The 20785-nt window shown below is 72.2% G+C and carries 15 protein-coding genes; 4 read left to right on the top strand and 11 right to left on the bottom strand.

From position 1 onward, the window contains the following. Positions 1 to 1650: a DUF1592 domain-containing protein gene (locus I5071_RS00125; protein ID WP_236519802.1), complete on the top strand. Its 1650-nt coding sequence runs from the start codon at positions 1 to 3 to the stop codon at positions 1648 to 1650. Between the two features lie 3 nt (positions 1651 to 1653). Here the strand turns inward: I5071_RS00125 and I5071_RS00120 are convergent, their stop codons facing one another. Beyond that, the gene (locus I5071_RS00120) at positions 1654 to 4461 is read right to left on the bottom strand and encodes a BTAD domain-containing putative transcriptional regulator (RefSeq protein ID WP_236519801.1); all 2808 of its coding nucleotides are present in this window, start codon (positions 4459 to 4461) and stop codon (positions 1654 to 1656) included. A 28-nt stretch (positions 4462 to 4489) separates the two neighbouring features. Beyond that, positions 4490 to 4963 carry an alpha/beta fold hydrolase gene (locus I5071_RS00115; RefSeq protein ID WP_236519800.1) on the bottom strand — a complete coding sequence of 158 codons (474 nt, stop codon included), beginning with the start codon at positions 4961 to 4963 and terminating at the stop codon, positions 4490 to 4492. 130 nt (positions 4964 to 5093) lie between these two features. Between I5071_RS00115 and I5071_RS00110 the strand changes: the two genes are divergently transcribed. Then, positions 5094 to 6047, top strand: a complete 954-nt coding sequence (locus I5071_RS00110; RefSeq protein ID WP_236519799.1) for a hypothetical protein — start codon at positions 5094 to 5096, stop codon at positions 6045 to 6047. A gap of 47 nt (positions 6048 to 6094) precedes the next feature. Here I5071_RS00110 and I5071_RS00105 read toward each other — a convergent pair whose 3' ends face one another. From I5071_RS00105 to I5071_RS00075, 7 genes are all read right to left on the bottom strand, one after another. Further along, positions 6095 to 6583 (bottom strand): hypothetical protein, encoded by a 489-nt coding sequence (locus I5071_RS00105; RefSeq protein WP_236519798.1) that lies wholly within the window; start codon positions 6581 to 6583, stop codon positions 6095 to 6097. Positions 6584 to 6613: 30 nt separating this feature from the next. After that, the gene (locus I5071_RS00100; protein ID WP_236519797.1) at positions 6614 to 7693 is read right to left on the bottom strand and encodes a phosphotransferase family protein; all 1080 of its coding nucleotides are present in this window, start codon (positions 7691 to 7693) and stop codon (positions 6614 to 6616) included. A 4-nt stretch (positions 7694 to 7697) separates the two neighbouring features. Next, the gene (locus I5071_RS00095) at positions 7698 to 8906 is read right to left on the bottom strand and encodes an acyl-CoA dehydrogenase family protein (protein ID WP_419249621.1); all 1209 of its coding nucleotides are present in this window, start codon (positions 8904 to 8906) and stop codon (positions 7698 to 7700) included. A gap of 39 nt (positions 8907 to 8945) precedes the next feature. Then, the gene (locus I5071_RS00090) at positions 8946 to 10226 is read right to left on the bottom strand and encodes a hypothetical protein (RefSeq protein WP_236519795.1); all 1281 of its coding nucleotides are present in this window, start codon (positions 10224 to 10226) and stop codon (positions 8946 to 8948) included. 75 nt (positions 10227 to 10301) lie between these two features. After that, a complete protein-coding gene (locus I5071_RS00085) occupies positions 10302 to 11516 on the bottom strand; it encodes a hypothetical protein (RefSeq protein WP_236519794.1) in 1215 nt (404 codons plus the stop codon). A gap of 30 nt (positions 11517 to 11546) precedes the next feature. Continuing rightward, positions 11547 to 12296, bottom strand: coding sequence for a histidine phosphatase family protein (locus I5071_RS00080; protein ID WP_236519793.1), 750 nt, complete (start codon positions 12294 to 12296; stop codon positions 11547 to 11549). Further along, complete coding sequence (locus tag I5071_RS00075) at positions 12296 to 12967, bottom strand: hypothetical protein (RefSeq protein WP_236519792.1); 672 nt, start codon at positions 12965 to 12967, stop codon at positions 12296 to 12298. The genes I5071_RS00080 and I5071_RS00075 overlap by 1 nt, the downstream gene beginning before the upstream one ends. Before the next feature lie 54 nt (positions 12968 to 13021). On the opposite strand from I5071_RS00075, the gene I5071_RS00070 reads away from it, so the two are divergent. After that, positions 13022 to 14341: a double zinc ribbon domain-containing protein gene (locus I5071_RS00070; RefSeq protein ID WP_236519791.1), complete on the top strand. Its 1320-nt coding sequence runs from the start codon at positions 13022 to 13024 to the stop codon at positions 14339 to 14341. Here I5071_RS00070 and I5071_RS00065 read toward each other — a convergent pair whose 3' ends face one another. After that, positions 14342 to 15664 (bottom strand): DUF748 domain-containing protein, encoded by a 1323-nt coding sequence (locus I5071_RS00065; RefSeq protein ID WP_236519790.1) that lies wholly within the window; start codon positions 15662 to 15664, stop codon positions 14342 to 14344. 98 nt (positions 15665 to 15762) lie between these two features. Beyond that, positions 15763 to 18381, bottom strand: coding sequence for a hypothetical protein (locus I5071_RS00060; RefSeq protein WP_236519789.1), 2619 nt, complete (start codon positions 18379 to 18381; stop codon positions 15763 to 15765). Between the two features lie 25 nt (positions 18382 to 18406). Between I5071_RS00060 and I5071_RS00055 the strand changes: the two genes are divergently transcribed. Then, entirely contained in the window at positions 18407 to 20653 is a 2247-nt protein-coding gene (locus tag I5071_RS00055) for a TonB-dependent receptor (protein WP_236519788.1), read from the top strand. The last annotated feature ends 132 nt before the right edge of the window (positions 20654 to 20785 follow it).

The following is a 20785-nucleotide window of genomic DNA, read 5'->3' as shown; positions in this document are numbered from 1 at the left end:
ATGACCCGCATCGTTCTCGCGCTGTCGATCGCGATGGCGGCCACGGGCTGTCTCGGCGTCCTCGGAGAGCCCTCCGGCGGGCCGGGTCCTGGCCCCGGGCCCACGCCCGGGCCGGGCACCGATGGAGGGATCGAGCCGACGTCCGACTCGGGGCCGCGGCCCGGACCGGAGCCCGAGCCGACGACGTGCGGTGACGACGTCGGACCGCGAATGGTGCGCCGCCTCACCGCGCGCCAATACCAGCGCAGCCTCGAGGCGATCTTCGAATCACCCGACGTGCCGACCGCGGACGTGCTCTCCGATCCGGTCGTGCACGGCTTCCGCGTCGACGCGACGCAGGCCGTGATCCGCGACCTCGGGGCGCAGCAGGTGATGACGCACGCCGAGCGCGTCGCATCGTGGGCGGTGGCGAACCGACTGGCCGTGATCACGACCTGCCAGACCATCGACGCGACGTGTCGAGATCAGTTCGTGCGCAGTCTCGGAGCACGCGTGTTCCGAGAGCCGCTCTCCGACACGCAGCTGTCCGCATATGCCGCGCTGTTCGACTCCGAGTCGACGTTCCCCGCGGCCGCCGAGCTCGTGATCGCGGCGATGCTGCAGTCTCCGTATTTCCTCTATCGACGGGAGATCGGAACGCCGGAGACCGCGGGTCGACACCGACTCACGCCCCACGAGCTCGCGAGTGAGCTCGCCTATCTGCTCACCGACGCACCGCCCGACTCGACGCTGCGCGCCGCCGCGGATGCGGGCCAGCTCGCGACGCCCGACGATCTCGCGCGCGAGCTCGATCGCATCCTCGCGACTCCGGCGGCCGCCGACACGATGGGTGAGTTCGCGATGGGATGGCTGGAGATCGCCGACCTCCCTTCGCGCGCGAAGGACGACGCGGTCTTCATGCTGACGCCCGCGCTCCGCGCGTCGATGCTGGGCGAGACGCGCACGCTCTTCCTCCACGTGCTCCGCGAGGGCGGCACGCTCCGCGAGCTGCTCACGGCCGATTACACCTTCGTCGACGCACCGCTGCGGGCGCACTACGGCATCACCGAGGGCGGCGGCGGAGGCGGCGAATTCCAGCGCGTCACGCTGCCGGCAGTGCGCGCGCCGGGCGTGCTCGGGCACGCCAGCGTCCTCACGCGTCACGCGCTCGCTGCGACGTCGTCGCCGGTCGCGCGCGGCCACCTGGTGCGCGAGCGTTTCCTCTGCGAGGACCTCCCTGCGCCGCCGCCGGGCGTCCCCACCGACTCGGTGCGCACGCCGGGGACGACCACGACGCGGCAGCGTTATCTCGAGCACTCCGCGAACGAGACGTGCGCGGCGTGCCATCGCCTGATGGATCCGATCGGGTTCAGCCTCGAGCACTACGACGCGTTCGGACGATATCGCGCCGACGAGAACGGCATGCCGATCGACGTGACGGGCGTGGTGCACGGCGCGCCGGGCGGTGACGTGCCGCTCGACGGAGCGGAGAGCCTGATCGACTGGCTCGCAGACAGCGCGCAGGCGCGCTCCTGCTTCACGCACTACCTCTCGTACTACTCGTACGGCATCGAGGGCTGCGACGACGTCGTCGTCGACGAGTCGGCCCCGCTCCGCGACGTGCTCGCTGCGATCGTGCGCGCGAATCACTTCCGCGAGCGCACGGACTGACGATCACACCGGCTCGGCACGCCGGATCCGGTCACGGAGCGCGATGGTCTCGCGCTCCGGCGACGCGCCGAGCCGATCCGCGAGCACCGCGACCAAGCGCTCGTACTGCTGCAGCGCGCGGTCACGCTCGCCCGCGCGCGCATGGCAGCGCATGAGGCGTCGGTGCGCGTCCTCGCGCAGCGCGTCGGCGCGGATCAGCTGCTCGAGCATCTGGGCGGCACCGGCCGCGTCCCCGCGGTCGAGCCGGAGCTCGGACGCCGCGGTGAGCACGTCGTGGTGCATGCGGCGCAGCCGGGTGTGGAGCTCGAGCGACCAGTCGCCCATCGTCTCCCCCTCGAGGAAGTCGCCGCGGTAGAGCGCGAGCGCCGCGTCGATGTGCTCGCTCGATCGCGGAGCGCGGAGCGCCAGGCCCGCTTCGGTCTCGAACCGCGTCGCGTCGAACCAGGGGTCGAGGCCCGGGTTGATCCGATAGCGCTCGCCCTCGAGGACCACGACGTCGGCGCGGCCGATCACCTTGCGCAGCCGGTGGAGGACGACGTGGAAGCTGTTCTTGATCTGCGCCGTCGACGAGTCCGGCCAGAACACGAGCCCGATCTGATCGCGGGTTCGCCCGGCAGGATGGCAGAGGAGACACAGGAGCAGCTCTTTCGCTTTGTTGGAGCTCCAAGCATCTCCGTCGAGCCGCGTCGCGCCGCACTCGATCTCGAGCGGCCCGAGCGCGCGCACCGTGAGCTGCGGCGCGGGAGCGCGTGTCTCCACCGGCGCGTGCGCGGTCACGACCGGCGCATGCGCGAGCGCGCGATCCAGCGCGGCGTCGAGGGCGAGTCGCTTGCCGTCGGTCCACCCGGCCGCGAATTCGTCGGGCGGGACCGCCGCGCGGAGCCTCTCGATGCGCGGCGCGAAGTGCGCGCGATCGGTCGGGAGCATGCTCGCGCCGATCCGCTCGCGGATCGCCTCGCCGGCGCCGAACATCACCAGGGCCTCGCCATACGCGCCGCGATCACACGCGACGGCGCCGAGCATCTCGAGGCCACGCGCGAGGAAGAGGTGCTGGGGATCGTCGCGCAGCGCGGCCAACGACTCGCGGAACAGCGCCGCCGCACGATCGAGATCGCCCCGGCGCAGGAGCGACGAGCCGAGCATCTGCAGCGCGATGCCGAGCTCGCGCGGCAAGCCGAAGCGTCGCGCCGCGGCGACGCCCTGCTCCATCGCGTCGAGCGCGCGATCGAGCGTTCCCTGGGTCGTGTAGAGCGTGCCGAGCAGGAGCCACGCGAGACGCAGCCCGTAGAGATCGTCGTTCGCGCGGAACCACTCGAGCGCGTCGCGGATCGGAGCCTCGCCCTCGGCGCGCCCCTCCGACACGAGCACCAGGCCGAGGTAGTTGCGCGCGTACGCGAGGAGCCGCGCGTCACCATGCGCATCCGCGATCGCGACCGCCTCCGCGAGCCACCCGCGCGCGCGCTCCGCATCGCTCTGCAGCGACGCGATCACCCCCGCAGCGAACAGCGCCGACGCACGCTCGCGCGTGGGCGCGGTCGACGCAGGCAGCGCGAGCGCGCTCTCCGACCACCTGCGCCCCTCGGACCAGAAGCCCGTCGAGAACCAGAACCAGCACAGGCGCCCAGCGAGCGCGAGGAACAACGCGGGATCGGCGTCGCGGCTCCACGCGAGCGCCTGGCGAACGTTGTCGAGCTCGCGGTGGAGACGATCGAGCCACGCAGGCCGCGCGCGGGTCACGAGGTGCGGCTCGGCGGCCGCGACCAGCGCCGCGAAGTGCTCGGCGTGGCGGCGCTCGAGCGCCGACGTCTCGCCGCGCGCGCCGAGGCGCTCGGCAGCGTACTGGCGCACCGTCTCGAGCAGGACGTAGCGCGCGGCGCCGCGCTCCTCGCGCATCGCGACCAGCGAGCGATCGATCAGCTGACCGAGCACGTCGAGGACGCCCGACGCGTCCTCGGGGTCGGCGCACACCGCCTCCGCGGCGTCGAGCGTGAAGCCGCCGCGGAAGACCGAGAGCCGATCGAGGAGGAGCTGCTCCTCGGCCGAGAGCAACGCGTAGCTCCAGTCGATCGTCGCGCGCAGGGTCCTGTGCCGCGGGATCGCAGTCCGCGCGCGTGAGGTCAGCAGCCGGAAGCTGTCGTCGAGCCGCGCGAGGATCTGCTCCGGCGCCAGCAGCTTCACGCGCGCCGCGGCGAGCTCGATCGCGAGCGGCAGGCCGTCGAGCCGGCGGCAGATCTCGTGGATCGCCTCGGCGTTGCTCGGCCCCAGCGTGAACGCGGGCGCGACGTCGCGCGCGCGCTCGACGAAGAGGCGCGTCGCGTCGGCGGGGGCGAGCGACGGCACCATCCACGCGCGCTCACCCGCGATGCCGAGCGGCTCGCGGCTCGTCGCGAGCACCGAGAGCTGCTCGCAGCCTCGCAGGAGCGTGTCGACGAGCTGCGCCGCGGCGTCGACGACGTGCTCGCAGTTGTCGAGCACGAGGAGCATCGGTCGATCGCGCCAGCGCTCGACGAGCGCGCGCGTCGCCGAGCCGCTCCGCTCGTCGCGCACGCCGAGCTGCTCCGCGACGCCCTGCGCGATCAGCGCCGGATCCGAGAGCCCCGCGAGCTCGGCCCACGCGACGCTCCGCGACGGCTCTCGCGCGAGCTGCGCCGCCGCTTCGATCGCGAGGCGCGTCTTCCCGCTGCCGCCCGCGCCGGTCAGCGTCACGAGCCGCGTCTCCGCGAGCAGCCGCCGCACCTCGGCGACCTCGGGTGCGCGGCCCACGAAACCGCTGAGCTGGACCGGCAAGCTCGGCGCGAACGGCTGGGTCATGCGCGACCCGCGAGCGTACCATCGACGCTCAGCGCGAGCCTCGGCTCAGGAAGCGCACGATCTCCGCCTCCGCCGCGGCCGCGCGCGTCGTGGTGTCGCTCGCGGGATCGACGCGCACGCAGAGGATGCCGCCCGCCTCGCCATCGTGCGGCGCGCGCGCGATCACGACGATCGCGCCCACTCGATCGGGCTCTTGCGTCGAGAGCGCGAGGCTCGCGAGCACGAACGGCTCGTCGGCGACGATCGCCGGTCGGATCAGCCCGAGCCCTTCGATCAGATCGCGCAGCCAGCTCGCGATGTCGACGCCGGCAGGACGAACCGGCGCGATCACCCGGAAGCAGGCGGCGAGGCGCTCGAACAGCTGCGCGCCGAGCTCGTCCGCGGTCGCGTCGGCGAACAGGAGCAGGACCGGCGGGCCCTGACCGGCGCGGTGGTAGTGCGTCTCGGTGGTGCCGGTCCGGAGCACGGGCGGGCCGTCGGGCAACGAGGGTCGATCCGTCATGCCCGGGGGCTGTAGCGAGCAGCGATTACTGCGCCGATTAATCGCGTGCCGCGTGCGCGCGTAATCGAGCGGTAAGCCCGTGTCGGCAGAGTCGTCCGACCTCGATCACCCACGGACTGGAGGCTTGGCGATGCGCTCGGACTGGATGTGTTGGCTCTCGATCCTGATCCTCTGCGGCTGCGGCGGCGGAGGAGGAGGAGGCACCGGCGGCGGCGATGGCGGCACCGGTGATGGCGGGGCCCAGGTCGAGCTCACGATCGCCGAGTACGGCGACCAGCTCGCCGCCGCGACGTGCGCGCAGGCGGTCGGTTGTTGCGCGCCGATCGAGCTCCACCATCAGTTCTCGCTCGCCGACGCGCCGGTGACCGATCAGGCGAGCTGCGAAGCGTATCTCGGCAACTTCCTCGACCTCGAGGCGTTCGTCCGACCCTCGATCGAGCGCGGTCGATCGACCTGGGACGGCGCGCGCGCGGCCGAGTGCGTCGCAGCGCTCGAGGCGCTCTCGTGCGAGGAGTACAGCGCGCGCCTCCGGCTGATGGGCGACGCGCCGCTCGGCTGCAATCCGATCACCGGCCTCGGCGCCGAAGGAGCGGCGTGCGGTGCGCCGTGGGAGTGCGCGAGCGGCTACTGCCGCGGTGTCTCGAGCGGCGTCGAGGGCACGTGCGCGGCGCTGCCCGGCGTCGGCGCGGAGTGCCCGACCGGCCAGTGCGCCGAGGGCCTGCGCTGCGACCTCGGCAGCAGCACGTGCGTCGAGCCGAAGGCCGATGGCGCCGAGTGCACGAGCGACGACGAGTGCGCGTCGAACGGTTGCTCCGCGGAGCAGGGCACGCCCGGCGTGTGCAACGCGCCGTCGGTCTGCGACGGCGATCTCACCGACGACGAGCACGAGGTCTACGGCACGTGCTCGATGCAGGATCCGCGTGGGCCGGACCTCGCGATCGCCTGCCGGCTCGGGACCTCGGGCGTGTGGGAGTGCGACTGCAACGCCGACGGCGTCGAGACCTCGTGCTCGCCCGGCGCGTGGGACGAGGTCGGTGACGGGAGCGTGTGCGAGAGCTGGGGCTGCTGCGGGTTCACGAGCTGAACGACGACTCGGCTCCGCGCCCCCTGCGCGCGGAGCCGGGTCGATCATCACGCCGCGTCGGGCCCGCCCTGCTCTTCGGTCTCGTCGTTCGCCAGCGCCGCGCGCGCACGCGCCGTCGCGATCTCCGCCGAGGTCAGCGCCGGGTTGCGTGACGCGCCGCCCGCGATCGCGCGCAGCACGACCGGCGCCGTCCGCGAGCTCAGGCGCGTCGACGCGAGCCGCGACGTCCGCGCCATGCGGCGCCCGCCCGCGTTCGGCTCCGGCTCGGGCTCCACGCTCCGCTCGCGCAACGCGCGACACCGAGCCTGCGCCTCGAGCAACGCGCCCTTGTCGTCGGCGAGCCGCGTGCGGAGCACTTCGAGCTCGCGGTCCAACCGATCGAGCTCCGCGTGGAGGTCGTCGGCATCGGAATCGTTCGGAGGGATGGTCACGGCGGCGTTGCTCAGCAACCCGAGTGCCTGCCGGATCTCCCAGGAATCCTGCGTGGTAGCACCCCGCCCCACGTCGCATTCACGCCACGATTCCCGAGCACGCACGGCGTGCGTGCCACGCTCCGCGCACGTAGGTCACGTGGAGAGCGTGTCGATTCGCCTCGATGCGATGACCTGGATGCCGGCACGCGAGAGTCCGCGCACACCCTCGATGAGAAGCGCGTAACGCGGGTCCTGCGTGAGCCCCTTCACGTAGCGCGCATAGAGCTGCTGGCCGACGACCGCGAGCTTCATCAGCGCGAACGTGAAGTAGAACGGCAGGTTGGTGACCTCGCGACCGCTCTTCTCCTGGTAGCGATCGACGATCTGCATGCGCGTCAGGTTGCCCGGCAGGTTCGTCGGGCCGAAGCGCATCGCCTGCATCATCGGCGGGTCGGTGGCGTCGATCCAGTAGCCGAGCGTGCACCCGAGATCCATCAGCGGATCGCCGAGGGTCGCCATCTCCCAGTCGAGCACCGCGACGATCCGCGAGAGGTCCGGCGCGTACACGACGTTGTCGTACTTGAAATCGTTGTGGATCAGCGTGGCGCCGCTCTCCGGCGGCATGTTCTCCGCGAGCCACTTCGCGACCTCGGCGAGCTCGGGGATCTCGTCGGTCTTCGCCTTCTCGTAGCGCTCGGTCCAGCCTCGTACCTGGCGCTCGATGTAGCCCTGCGGCTTGCCGAGATCGGAGAGGCCCGCGGCCGCGAGATCGACCGAGTGGATCTCGACCAGCGTGTCGACGAGCGACTCGCTGAGGTGCCGCATGCGCTGCTCGCCGAGCTCGAGCCCGGGCGGCGTCTTCGCGCGGAGGATCACGCCCTCGACGCGCTCCATCACGTAGAAGGGCGCGCCGAGCACCGAGTCGTTCTCGCAGAACGCGAGCGTGCGCGGCACCTTCGGCCACACCGCGTGCAGCTTGCTGAGGATGCGGTGCTCGCGCCCCATGTCGTGGGCCGACGCGATCTTCACGCCGACGGGCGGACGTCGCAGCACGATCTCGCGGTCCCCCACGCGCAGCAGATACGTGAGGTTCGAGTAGCCGCGCGGGAACTGCAGCACCTCGATCTCGCCGCGCACGCCTTGCCCTTCGAGCCAGGTGCGCAGTCGCTCGAGATCCAGCTCCGCGCCCTTGCGGACGCTCTCGGCGCGATCGAGGGAATCGTTGGAGCTCATACGATCAGTCCTTCTTCGATTGCATGCCGTGGGCCTGGAGGATCCGCTTCGCCACCGATGCCTTGTGGACCTCGTCGGGGCCGTCGTAGATGCGCGCGGCGCGCTCGTGGCGGTACCAGTACGCCAGCGGCGTGTCGTCGGTCATGCCCAGCGCGCCGTGGACCTGGATCGCGCGGTCGAGCACCTGCTGCAGCACGTTCGCGACGTGGAACTTGATCATCGACACGTAGTCGCGCGCGCCGTGAGCCCCCACGCGATCGATGCGCTCCGCGCAGTCGATCACCATGAGCCGCGCGGCATGGATCTCGGCGCGGCTCTCGGCGATCCAGAGCTGGATCTGCTGCTGCGTGCCGAGCGGCTTGCCGGGCGAGAGCTCGCGCGTCGCGGCGCGCTTCACCATCAGCTCGAACGCGCGCTCGCAGATGCCGATCCACCGCATGCAGTGGTGGATGCGCCCCGGGCCGAGGCGCTCCTGCGCGAGCGCGAACCCCGCGCCCTGCGGGCCGAGCAGGTTCGACGCGGGCACGCGCACGTTCTCGAGACGTACTTCGGAGTGCGAAGGATGATCGGCGCCCGGCTCGCCCATCACGCTGATGTTGCGGACGATGCGGAACCCCGGCGTGTCGGTCGGCACGAGGATCTGCGACGCGCGGCCGTGCAGCGGCGCCTCGGGATCGGTCACCGCCATCACGATGCAGAACGACGCGCCGTCGGCGCCGGTCGTGAACCACTTGTGCCCGTCGATGACGAACGAGTCGCCCTCGCGGCGGGCGCGCGTGCTCATCCACACCGGGTTCGATCCCGCGTGCTCGGGCTCGGTCATGCCGAAGCACGATCGGATGTCGCCGCGCGTGAGCGGCTCGAGGAACTGCTTCTTCTGCGCGTCGGTGCCGTGCGCGATCAGCAGCTCCATGTTGCCGACGTCGGGCGCCTGGCAGTTGAAGACCCAGTGCGCGAGCAGGCCGCGACCGAGCGCTTCGCTGACGTGCGCGTACTCGAGCAACGAGAGGCCGAGCCCGCCGTGCTCCTTCGGCAGGAACGGCGCCCAGAGGCCGCGCTTCTTCGCCTCGTCGCGCTTGCTGCGCAGCGTGGGAAGCATCGCGACCCAGCCCTTGCTCAGCAGGTCGGGCTCGAGCGGGATCAGCTCGTCGTCGACGAAGGCGCGTGTGCGCGCGACGACGTCCAACGCGCGTTCGGAGGGCGGCACGGGCATGGGGCGGGAGTCTACCCGCCCCCGCGCCGCGACGGGTGATCACCGCACGCCGAGCAGCCGTGCGTTGAGCGCCGCGTTTCCGTAGAGCTGCCAGTTGCGACCGACGTCGTGGGTCTCGAGCCTGCGCTGCACGCGCACGTCGTAGCGCCCGAGCTTGCAGAAGCCGTCGTTGAACCAGCCATCGCCGCCGCCGGTGCCGTCGACGAGCTCGGGGTACGTCGCGCCGGTCGTGCTGCGCTGCCAGAGCACGTCGAGCATCAGCGTGACGAGCGCGCGCATGTCGTCGTCGTTCCACTCGCTGCCATCGTCGTGCGCCTCGACGAGGTACGCGACGACGTTGTTCCCGTGCGCGACGTCCTGCGCGGGCGTCGTGAGGCCCCACTGATCGCTCCACGTGTACGCGCCGGGCGCGCGCGGGTGCGGGCGAATCTGTCCGCGCAGCGACGAATCCTCGTTCGGCAGATCGCGATCGATCGCGTCGACCACCGCGCGATACCGCGCGCGCTGCGTCGGATCGTCGGTCAGCGCCGCGAGCTCGAGCGCGATGTATGCCCAGTGCGCGGCCATGTGGGTGCGCGATCGATAGACGTACGAGTTGGCGCCGCGCGACATCCACTTGTCGAAGATGTTGCGCCGCACGAACGCGAGCAGCGTGTCGTAGCGCGCGCGGTAGGCGGGATCGCCGTAGACCGAGGGATCGTCGCGCATCGCGCGGAGCATCCGCGCGACGTAGCGGAAGCAGTAGCTCTCGAAGAGCGGGTACTCGCCGCCGCGGATGTTCTCGTCTTCCGGGTGGTCCATCGCGGGCCAGCCCAGGTACTCGTCGCGGAACTGGCTCGCGGGGAGCGACGACGAGGGACGCGCGTCCTCGACCATGTTCTCGACGTACCCGAGCACGCGATCGAGATAACGACGATCGCCGGTCGCGCGGAACATCGCGGTCAATCCGTCGATCGAGTACGCGAGGTCGTAATAGCTCCAGCTGTTGCCCGACGCGCTGAGCGGCTCGTAGCGCGCATGCTCGCGCTCGGTGGCGCCGTCGAAGAGCGCCTGCCACTCGGCGATGCTGCGCAGGCCCGTGACGTCGGCATCGGGGCGCGGCGGCGCGGCGTCGACGGGGCCGGGATCGCCGTCGATCGGGATCGTCGCGTCCTCGACGAGGATCGCGGCGTCCATCGATCCACCATCGATCGGCTCGACCTGCGCGTCGCGATCGCCGGGCGATGTCGCGTCGGGCGCGTCGCTCGCGCTCTCCGAGCACGCCGCGAGCAACAGGACGATCGCACACCAGCGAGCACGGGACGCGATCCGATCCAGCATCTGGCACCTCGTGGGTGAGGAGCACCAGCTTTCGCGGCGCCACGAGCGCGGCTGTTACCGACGCTGCGCGCGACGCTACTCCGGCACACAGAGACCGCGCGCATCATCACACGTCTGGTCGATGGCGCAGCGCGCGGAGACCGGTCCGCAGTCCTCGACGCATTCGCCGCGCATCGCGTCGCAGTGCGGCCGCGCGCCGCCGCACTCGTCGTGACCCCCGCACGCGCGAGCATCGGGCGCGCACTCGACGACGATCTCGCTGCCGGTCACCGGCTCGTGGCCTCGCGCGAAGCGGAGCTCTCGCAGCTCCTGCACGTAGTACCAGCCCGACGCGTGGTCCTGCCGGACCGCACAGCGATCTGCCTCGGCGGTCGCCGAGCGGCCGAGATGCGAGAGCGCAGCGCACGATCGACCGGAGGGCACGCGCTCGAGCAGGCGACACGCCACGTGCCCGCTCGAGTCGACGGCGAGCGCGGGCATCCACGCGTACTCGTAGATCAGAAGATCCGCGAACGACCGGAGCCGGCAAGCGTCGGAGGGCTCGCACTCGGCGTCGACCCACGCGTCCGAGCGCAAGTCGACCTCGTCTCGCGCCGCCGCCCATCGCGGCGCGGAGGACACGTCGATCCCGATGACGCCCAGCCCACCAGGTCGCTCGAGCCGAGCTGCGAGCTCGTGACCGCTGGTCCGCGATGCATCGTCGCGCTCGGTGATCACGAGCACGCCGATCGGCGCGGTCTCCGTCGATTCGAGGACATCGTCGAGCACGTCGAGCGACTCCGGCGCGTCGCACGCGCTGCGCGCCTCTCGCAGCAAGCAGCCCGCGGTCTCGAGAAGCGCTGCGTCGTCGCGATCCGGCGACCAATACTCCCGCGACAGGACTGGCTGATCGCCCGACGCGCCACACCGCTCGACGCCCTCGAGCGCCCCACCGCACGACGCGGCCGAGCCGACGAAGCGCGCTCGAAGCGTTCCCGCGCGAGGCCTCGCCGTTCCGTCGTCGCGCTGGCCGAGCAGGTACGCGAGGTTCTCGAGCACCGCGCGCTCGCCGATCTCTCTCGCGCTCGATCCCGGCGGCGCATCCAGCACGACCACGACCTCGACGCGCTCGAGCCCGCGGGCCTCGCTGCGATGTCCCTCCCACCACGGCTCCGGCGCGTCCGATGGCCCGCCACACGACACGAGGAACGCACACCCGGCGAGCGAGGCCCATCGCAACGTCATGTGCACGCGCGTGTGCAACGCGCGCTCCACGACGGCTCTTGCGCGCATCCCGACCGTCGCGATCACCGGCGTCGCCAACGTCGTTGGCGATCGCGATCACACCATCGTGATCAGATCGTCGCGATCGAGGTGCGAGACGCCGTTGAACGAGAGCAGCGTCGCGCCGCGCTCGCCCACGTGGATCTCGTGCACGCTCGCGTTGCGCACCGACCAGCACAGATCGAGCGTGCGCTCGACCCCGCCCGGGACGTGATCGAGCCCGAGCACCTCGCCGACCGCCGCACCGATCGCGCCGCCGCTCGTGAACGCGATCACCGTCCCGTTGCGCGTCGCGGCGTCCTCGAGCACGCGCCGCACGCGGGTACGGAACGCGAGCCACGGCTCGACCGCCTCGTGCCCGACCTCGCCGCGCGCCCACGCGACCATCAGCGCCTTGAACATGCGCAGCCAGTGCTTGGTGGGATCGCTCTTCGCCGAGAACGCCGCGCGCGCGAGCTCGCCGATCTCGTCGGGACGCGACGCCAGCTCCGCGCCGACGTGGTGCACCAGCTGGATGCCGTGGTGCTCGTCGAGGCCCTCGGTCGCCTCGGGATCGGGCCAGATCGCGCCCGCATCGCGCGCGGTCGCGAGCGCCTCTTCGTAGGTCTCGCGGTGACGCTTGCGCGGACCGACCAGCACGTGCGCGGGCTCGCGCGCCCACCGCGCGAGCCAGGGGCCGAGACGGCGCGCCTGCTCGCGCCCGAGCTCCGAGAGCTGATCGTAGTCGCCGGTCATCGAGCTGCTCGATCGGAGCGAGCCCGCGGAGGCCTGACCGTGCCGGATCAAGACCAAGCGCGCGTGCGCCATCACTGCACCTGTCCCGTCATGAACGCGCGCGCGGTGCCGACGAGCATGTCGCCGAGATCCACCAGCACGAGATGCCAGTACGCGTAGGCGAGCGCGAAGAGCGCGGCGATCTGCAGCGCGCGTCCGACGAGCATCGCGCCGCCGAGCGGCAGCACCTTGAGCTCGTGCACGCGCAGCCCGTTCTTGCCGGGCCCGATGCGCGCGACGACCTCGCTGCCGATCTGCGCGTGCGACGTCGCGGCGCCGAGCAGCTTCGCCGCGAGCGTGACCGGGAGCACCCTGCCCTCGTGCACGAGCTCGGGCATGCCGCTCGTGCCGAGCTGCAGCTTCGCGCGCAGCCATCCTTCGCGGCGCGACCCGGAGATCGCCTCGAGCGTCGTGAGCTCGGGGAGCTGCGGCGTCGCGCGCGGGATCGGCACCAGCGGCAGGATGAACCCGGGCCCGCGACGTCCCGCCGCGCCGATCATCCCCACCGCGTAGATCAGCCCGCCCGAGAGCATACCGACCGAGACCATGCCGAACGCGAGCATCCCGACCGCGACGACGCCGCGCGCGACCTGACCGATCGCGATCACGCCGGTCGCCATCTGTCCGATCGCGATCACGCCGGTCGCGATCTGGCCGATCGCGATGAACCCTTCCGCTTCCTGACCGATCGCGAAGAACCGCATGCGCGCCGCGAGCGTACACCGCGCGTCGCGCCGCACGCACGGTACAATCGCGCGATGCAGCAGATCCCGGGCACGGTGGCGTGCGCTCGTTGTGGGAAGGCGTTGCCCTCGCTCGCGACGTTCTGCGATGGATGCGGCGCGCGTGTCGCGCCGATCGCCGCGCAGCCGGCGGTGCCCGCGGTCGCGATGCCCACGGCGCGCGCGGGCTTCGTCGCGGCGGGACGGGGCATGCCGATCTGCCACTCGTGCGGGGCGATCGCGCCGACGAAGCGCTCGTCGTGCGGCACCTGCGGCGCGCCGATCGGGACCTCGCTCGAGGCGGTGCCGCCGCGCGCCGACGGCGCGTACTGGGTGCAGGTCCGCACCGAGCTCACGTGCCGCCAGTGCGGTCGTCGCTCCCCGCTCGACGCGCTCGACCTCGACGGCACCGTGCAGTGCGGGCACTGCGGCGCGGCGCAGGCGTTCGACGTCGACGCGTGGTCCGAGGGCCTGGCGCACGCCCACGCGGTCGGCGATCTCGCGGCGCCCTCGATGCGCGGCCGCGACGTCGCGCTGCCGGGAGGGAATCCGTTCGCCGACATCGGCGACGACAGCGCGCACGCGACGCTCGAGACGACCGGCATGTCGATCGAGAACGGCGTGATGAAGACGCGCAACCTCGCGCTCACCGCGGCGCCGGGGCAGCCGCTGTGCACGTCGTGCGGATGCCCGGTCGACGTCGAGGTGCGCGTCGACGAGGCGACCACGCGCTGCGTCGGGTGCGGCGAGCGCGCGCAGTACCGCTTCCCGGTGCGCGCGAAGAACATGGCGCCGGGGCTGGTCGCAGCGATCGGCGACGACCTGCGCGTCGATCGCCCCGACGCGCGGCTCGACGCGACGAGCGCGGGCATGGTCGTCGCGGTGCGCTGTCCCAGCTGCGGTGCGGGCCTCGACGTGCCCGAGGGCGCGCACGCCGCGCGCTGCACGTATTGTGGCACTCAGTGCCGAATTCCGAGCCGCACGCTGCTCGCGCTGAAGAAGAGCCCGGGCGCGGCGGCGCCGTGGTGGATGCTCTTCCGTGGCGCGTCGGCGCTGCGCGGTCGGCTGGCGTCGGGCGGCACGACGGTCGACGCGGACGAGCTCGCGGGCGACGACGACGACGAGATCGAGGAGCCCCAGCCGCGCCGGAAGCGGAAGGCGCGCAAGCACACGTTCCTGCCGATGGTCGACGCCGCGCGCACCCGCGCCGAGGAGGCGGTGTCGTGGGCGCTGCAGATCGCGGTGCCGCTCTCGGTGCTCGTGCTCGTCGGGATCACGCTCTTCGGGCACGTCGTGCTCGCGTGGGCGCAGGGCCGGATGTCGAAGGAGCTCCCGGCGATCACGACGCCGTACTGATCACCCGTCCTCGCGACGCTCACGCGCCTCTTCGCGGCGCTCCTCGCGACGCTCACGCGCTTCTTCGCGGCGCTCCTCGGCCTGCTCCTGCGCCTCCTCGCGGCGCTCGCGTGCTTCCTCGCGGCGCTGCTCACGCTCTTCGCGACGCTGCTCGCGCGCTTCCTCCGCGCTCGTCCAGTCACCGGGGCTCGCGAGGCCGTGCCGGATGGCCTCGACGAACGCGTTGCGGAGGACCGAGCCCACCACGGCCCAGGGATCGACGTCCGGCGACTCGAACGTTCCCGACACCGGCACCTCGATCGCGAGGCGATCCTCGCCCTGGTTCTCGAACACCTCGGCGACGAGCTGCACGATCGCATCGCCGAGCACGTCGAAGAAGTCGCCCTCCTCGTCGAGCTCGAAGAGCGAGAGCCCTTCCGCCATCGGCTTCACGTACCCACCGAAGCGCCCTTCGCGCGCGCGGATCTCGGAGTAGAGGAACGTCGTCCCGCCCTCGGCGTCGACGCCCGCGTAGGCGCGCATCATCGGGTTCAGCTCGCGCGCCGGCAGGTCGCGCATGCGCAGCGAGAGGTTGAACGTCGGCTGCTCCTGCCAAGGGTCGAGGCGCGCGTCGACCGTCAGCGATCCGCTGCGCTGCACCCGCGACTCGAGGTGCACGCTCGCCGGGAGCTCCTCGCGCTCGCGCCGCACGTTGCTGAGGCCGCGCGCGAGCACCTGCATGCGATCGGCGCGCAGATCGACGGGCGGGCGCGCGCCGTAGTCGCGATAGTGCACCTCGCCCTCGCGCACCACGAAGCGGTTGATCGTGAGCGGCACCAGGTCGTCGACGGTCGCGCGCCAGTCGTTCTCCTCGCCGGTCTGCGCCTGCGCGCCGCCACCCGCGACGATGAAGTTGAGGACCGGCCGCATCAGCTCGATCTCGGCGACGACCTTGCCGTCGAGCAGCGACTCCCACTCGACCGAGATGTCGATCACCGGTGCGGTGAAGAACGGCTCGGGCTGCTCGCCGCCGGTCTTCACGATGCGGAGGCCCTCGATGCGGTACGCGCCGCGCCACAGGGCCATGTCCACGTCGTCGATGTGCCCGTGGTAGCCCTCGAGGCGCGCGAGCCGCTCGTTGAGCACGTGCTCCACGACGTAAGGCAGCGCGATACGCGCCGCGATCAGCAGCACGACGAGCGCGAGCAGCACCTTGCCGGTGCGCGTCGCGAGCCTCGCACCGAAGCGTCCGGCGCGGCGCAGCCGCGGGTGGCCTGGAGCACGCGCCCGTTCGGTGCGGCGCGCATCGAAGTGCAGCTCGGGGCTCGGCGTGTCGGCCTGCATGCGACGACCCCGGAGCAGTGTCGGTGCCACACCGGAAACGGGGGACTTCTCGCGAGGAATGACGTGGCAACGCGCCCCGCGCGCGATCGTGCGCCACGTCAGGGCAGGACGCCGATCAACACCGCGCCTTCGCGGACCGTCACGGGTCCGATCGACATCGGCGCGCGCAGGTGCGCCGCGATCCAGGCGGTGCCGGTCTCGTCGATCGCGACGTCGGCCGCCGCGTCGCGCCCCGGTCCGCCGAGCGCTCGCGCGTCGATCACCGCGCCGTCGGCGGTGAAGCGCGCGAGCAGCACGTCGTCGCTCCCCGCGCTGGTCACGCTCGTGCCCCCGACGTCGATCGTCCCCGCGAACGTGGCCGCGAGCGCGACGCCGTGCGCCGGCGACGCAGCGAGCCCGAGCCGCAGGGGGATCGTGACGCGCAGATCGCGGAGCCCGAGCAGCGGCTCCACGTCGAGCGCGACAATCCACGGCGACGCGTCGATCGCGTGCGACCAGAGGTGCGCCCCGGTCGCGGCGTCGAGCGCGACGACGAACACGCCGGTGCCCGAGCGCGCGGTGTGCGTGACCCCGCCGAGCGTGATCGATCCCGAGTAGAAGCCCGCGACGATCACCCGGCCCGGGAGCGTCACCACGCGCAGCGCTTCGTCGAACGACGTGCCGCCGAGCCCGACGCGCCACGTGTAGGTGCCGTCGCTCCGCATGCGCGCGACGAGCGCGTCGCGCTCTCCGCGCGACACCAGCTCGTCCCACGTGCCGCGGAACAGACCTGCCACCACGACGTCGTCGTCGAGGGTCGCGATCGCGTGCAGCGCGTCGTCGTCGCGCCCACCGACGACGTGCACGGACGACTCGGAGTCGAAGAACGCGACGTACCCGTCGCGCGCCCCGCGCGCCGTGACGTACGCGAGGCACTCGTCCATCCCGCAGCCGTGGCCCAGCGTGCCGGAGAACGTCCCGGCGATCACCGGCCCGCGCGGCACGCGAGCGAGCCCCTCGCCGAGCACCGCGTCGCCCCGGAGCACGAGCGCGCCCCCGGGCCACCACGAGCTGACGTACTGGACGCCCGCCTCTTCGCGCGTCGACACCATCCACGACCCCGACGGCTGCTGCGCCACGTCGAGCACGGCTTCCGCACGCGCTCCGCTCATCGCGATCGACGCGCCCGTGCTGCGCCCTTGAGGATCGAAGCACCACGAGCGCGCACCGTGGGTGCCCCACTCGGGCAGCCACCCGAGCGTCGCGACGCACACGCCTTGTCGCGCCGCGGCGATCGCGAGCGGGATCGTGCGATCGACCTCGCTCGTGTCGAGGTCGTCGAGCCGCACCACACCTGCGATGCCCGGCGTGCGCGGGCACCACTCGTACGCCGCGCTCGCGCAGAGCGAGCCCGCGGGCCGGAGATCGAGCACCTCGTCGCCACACGAGCCACCGCGGCGCGCGACACACGACGTCGTGGTGACGCACCCACCGTCGACGCAGCCCTGACCCGCGGGGCACGCGAGGTCGCAGCCGCCGCAGTGATCGGCGTCGAGCGCCACGTCCGCGCAGCGCGCGCCCGACGCATCGCAGGGGACGCATCCGCACTGCCCGCCGTCGCAGCGCGCGCCGGGCGCGCACGCGTTCCCGCACGCGCCGCAGTTCGCGGCATCGGACCAGGTCTGGCTGCACACTCCGTCGCAGTAGGTGCCGTTGCACGTGCACTCGCCGCCGCTGCACGACTCCGCGGGGGCGCACGCGTGGCTACACGCGCCGCAATTCCGCTCGTCGTAGGCGATCTGCGTGCAGCGCCCGTCGCAGAGCGTGGCGTCGGCGCGGGGCACGCACGCGCCCTCGACGCACTCCTCGCACCACTGACACGACACGCCGCACGCGCCGCAGTGCTCGCGATCGGTCCGGGGATCGACGCAGAGCCCGCGGCACGTGAGGAAGTCGTCGGGGCAGAGACACTCGCCGTCGATGCACTGCGTCCCGTCGTCGCACGACACGCGGCACACGCCGCAGCTGCGCACCGAGGTGCCGATCGTGTTGCACGCGTTCTGCTCCTCGCAGAGCTCGAGGCCGATCGGGCACCGGCACGCGCCGCCCTCGCACACGCCGCCGGTCGGACACGCCACGCCGCAGCCGCCGCAGTGCTCGACGTCGGTGCGCGTGTCGACGCAGACGCCGTCGCAGATCGACGTGCCCTCGGGGCAAACGCACGCGCCCGCGAGACACTCGCCGAGCCCGCACGAGCGCTCGTCGACGTCGCGATCGCAGTCGTCGTCGCGCCCGTCGCAGCCCTCCGCGGCGTAGACCGAGACGCGCGGGTCGTCGTCGTCGCAGTCGCCGCCGCCGCACTCGGGCTGGAGATCGCCGTCGCCGTCGCGGTCGCCGAGGTAGCGCACCGCACACGCGCCGAGCTCGCAGCGCTCGTCGGCGGTGCAGGGGTCGTCGTCGGCGCAGTCGAGGTCCGAGGTGCACGCGATGGCGCTCGCGCACGCGCCGAGATCGGGCACGCACGCGCTGCCCGGACAGAACCCCGGCGGACGGCCGTGGAAGCAGCGGAGCCCGATGCAGTCCTCGGAGGTGCAGTCGATCCCGTCGTCGCAATCGCCGAGCTCGAAACACTCCGGTGGGTCGATGCGCACGCCGGTGTCGCGGATGCGGAAGCCCTCGGCCTCGCACCCCATCACCACGACGAAGCTCAGCGCCACGACCGCCAGCGGCCTCGACATCGACGCGATGATAGCCTCGGCGCGGATGTCGGGCAGGAGCGCGCTCGCGATCGTGGTGCTCGCGTGGATCGCGGCCACCGCTCCGGCGCGCGCCCAGTCGCTCCAGCCACCGCAGGTGATCGCGCTCGCCCCGGTCGAGCTCGACGCGGCACGCGTCGCCGAGGTCGGCGCGTCGATCGAGGTCCGCGTGATCGTCGATCGCGACGGTCGCGCGAGCCTCGATCACGACGTGATGGAGCCCGGGCTGCGCGGCGCGGTCGAGGACGCGATCGCGCGCTCTCGCATCGCACCGGCGACGCGCGACGGGACCGCGATCGTCGCGCGGGCGAGGGTGCGGCTCGACGTGCGAGCGCGCGAGGTCGCGCCTGCGCCGGTGATCGAGCCACCGCCGATCGAGCCCTCGTTCCGAGCGCTCGCCCGCACGACGCCGGAGCCGACGAGCGCGATGATCCTCGAGGCCGAAGAAGTGCGCGATCTCCCGGGATTGCAGGGCGATCCATTCCGTGTCGTCGAGACGCTCCCCGGCGTCGTGCCACTGCTCAGCGGGTTGCCGTTCCTCTACGTGCGCGGCGCGCCGCCCGCGGGGACGATCACGCTCTGGGACGACATCCCGGTGCCCTCGCTCTTCCACGTCGCGGCGGGGCCCTCGACGATCCACGCGGCGCGCCTCGGCGAGATGCGGCTCTGGCCCGGCGTCGCGCCCGCGCGCTACGGACGTCACGTCGGCGGCGTGGTGCTGGGCGCGGCAGCGCCGATCGAGCCGCGGCTCGGAGGCGAGGTCGAGCTGCGGCTGCTCGACGTGAACGGGATGATCACGGTGCCGATCGATCGCCGCCACGTGGTGCAGGCATCGGGTCGATACGGCTATCCAGGATGGATCGTCGGCGCAGCGCTTCCAGGCGTCGAGCTCGACTATTGGGATTACCAGCTGACTGCCGATCTCGACGACGGACACGGCGGTCACACTCGACTGATCGCGCTCGGTGCGTACGACCGATTGCGACAGGACCTCACCGACATCGAGACCCTCGGTGAGCAGTCCGACGTCCTGCTGCACTTCCATCGTGTCGAGGCGCGACACGTGCGCTCGCTCGGCGGAGGCGCGGAATTCGGGGCAGCGCTGCGGCTCGGCTACGACCAGTCGCAGCTCGGCGAGGCCGTCGGTGTCGAGGTGTGGAGCGCGAGCCCGCGCCTGTGGAGCTCGTTCGCGCTCGGCTTCGCGAGGCTGCGAGTCGGCGCGGACCTCGTCGCGAGCGGAGGACGCATCGAGTCGGGGCGCAGCGACGATCCTGCGATCGCCGGCGCGCTGATCCGCGAAGGTGCCTATTCCGGCGCGCGCACCCGGACCGCGGCGGGCGCGTACGTCGAGGCGCTGCTGCCGATCCCCGGGGTGCTGCGGCTCGAGCTCGGCGCGCGCATCGACACGTGGGTCACGGCGCGCGAGGTCCAGGTCGCGCCCTCACCGCGCGCGCGGCTGGTCGTGCACGTGTGGGAAGGCGTCGATCTGCACGCCGCGATGGGCCTGGCGCATCAGCCCGCGGTGCTCTTCCTACCCTTGCCCGGCTTCGCCGATCTCGCGGTCGATCGCGGCCTCCAGCGCTCGCTGCAGAGCGACTGGGGCATCTCGCTCGCGCTGCCGCTCGGCATCTCGCTCGAGGCGCAGGGCTTCTTCCACTACTTCGATCAGGTGCTGCTGCCCGACCTCTACGTGCAGGATCGCGAGATCTGCGTGCAGTCGTGGTGCACCCAGGTGGAGCTCGATCCGCGGGCGCGCGCGCGGGTGCTCGGCCTCGAGGTGCTCGCGCGGCGCGACGGTCGCGACGTGAGCGGATGGATCAGCTACACGCTGAGCGAGGCGACGGCGCGCGCCCACGAAGGGTTCGAGTTCGTGCCGGGCTTCGACGTGCGCCACGTGATCCAGGCGATGGGCCGCGCGCGCATCTGGGAGGGCCTCGAGATCGCGATTCGCGTGCTGGTGCGCTCGGGGCGGGTCGTCGGTCGTTACTTCATCGAGCCGACGCAGCTGACGGCCCAGCGATACGAGCAGCGACTGCCGTGGTTCTTCCGAGGCGACGCGGAGATCGCGTACGCGTGGGACGCGGGATGGGGGCGGCTGAGGGTGTCGCTCGGATGGACGAACGTGACGCTCTCCGAGGAGCCGATCGCGCTCGAGTGCAACCACGACTCGAACGGTCGCCCCGAAGCGCCGTGCGCAGTGCAGACCGCGCCCCCGATCTTCCTGCCGAGCCTGGGCATCCGCGCGGAGCTGTGATCGAACCGTCCGGGGGGGCGATGACAGCCACGCCGGACCGCGCGTAGTGTCGGACCGATGCTCCGCTGTCGTTCTCATGGGGCGCTTCTCTTCGTCCTTCTCTTCGCGGCGTGCTCCGGGCAGCCCCTCGTA

This window comes from Sandaracinus amylolyticus (genome assembly GCF_021631985.1).
Taxonomy (GTDB): Bacteria; Myxococcota_A; Polyangia; order Polyangiales; family Sandaracinaceae; genus Sandaracinus; species Sandaracinus amylolyticus_A.
This window is presented reverse-complemented; position numbering and strand designations above follow the sequence as displayed.

Bases quoted from the DNA above. Each gene is read 5' to 3' on its own strand.
- I5071_RS00125 (WP_236519802.1), top strand. From the start codon at position 1: ATGACCCGCATCGTTCTCGCGCTGTCGATCGCGATGGCGGCCACGGGC.
- I5071_RS00120 (WP_236519801.1), bottom strand. From the start codon at position 4,461: ATGACCCAGCCGTTCGCGCCGAGCTTGCCGGTCCAGCTCAGCGGTTTC.
- I5071_RS00115 (WP_236519800.1), bottom strand. From the start codon at position 4,963: ATGACGGATCGACCCTCGTTGCCCGACGGCCCGCCCGTGCTCCGGACC.
- I5071_RS00110 (WP_236519799.1), top strand. From the start codon at position 5,094: ATGCGCTCGGACTGGATGTGTTGGCTCTCGATCCTGATCCTCTGCGGC.
- I5071_RS00100 (WP_236519797.1), bottom strand. From the start codon at position 7,693: ATGAGCTCCAACGATTCCCTCGATCGCGCCGAGAGCGTCCGCAAGGGC.
- I5071_RS00095 (WP_419249621.1), bottom strand. From the start codon at position 8,906: ATGCCCGTGCCGCCCTCCGAACGCGCGTTGGACGTCGTCGCGCGCACA.
- I5071_RS00090 (WP_236519795.1), bottom strand. From the start codon at position 10,226: ATGCTGGATCGGATCGCGTCCCGTGCTCGCTGGTGTGCGATCGTCCTG.
- I5071_RS00080 (WP_236519793.1), bottom strand. From the start codon at position 12,296: ATGGCGCACGCGCGCTTGGTCTTGATCCGGCACGGTCAGGCCTCCGCG.
- I5071_RS00075 (WP_236519792.1), bottom strand. From the start codon at position 12,967: ATGCGGTTCTTCGCGATCGGTCAGGAAGCGGAAGGGTTCATCGCGATC.
- I5071_RS00070 (WP_236519791.1), top strand. From the start codon at position 13,022: ATGCAGCAGATCCCGGGCACGGTGGCGTGCGCTCGTTGTGGGAAGGCG.
- I5071_RS00065 (WP_236519790.1), bottom strand. From the start codon at position 15,664: ATGCAGGCCGACACGCCGAGCCCCGAGCTGCACTTCGATGCGCGCCGC.
- I5071_RS00060 (WP_236519789.1), bottom strand. From the start codon at position 18,381: ATGTCGAGGCCGCTGGCGGTCGTGGCGCTGAGCTTCGTCGTGGTGATG.
- I5071_RS00055 (WP_236519788.1), top strand. From the start codon at position 18,407: ATGTCGGGCAGGAGCGCGCTCGCGATCGTGGTGCTCGCGTGGATCGCG.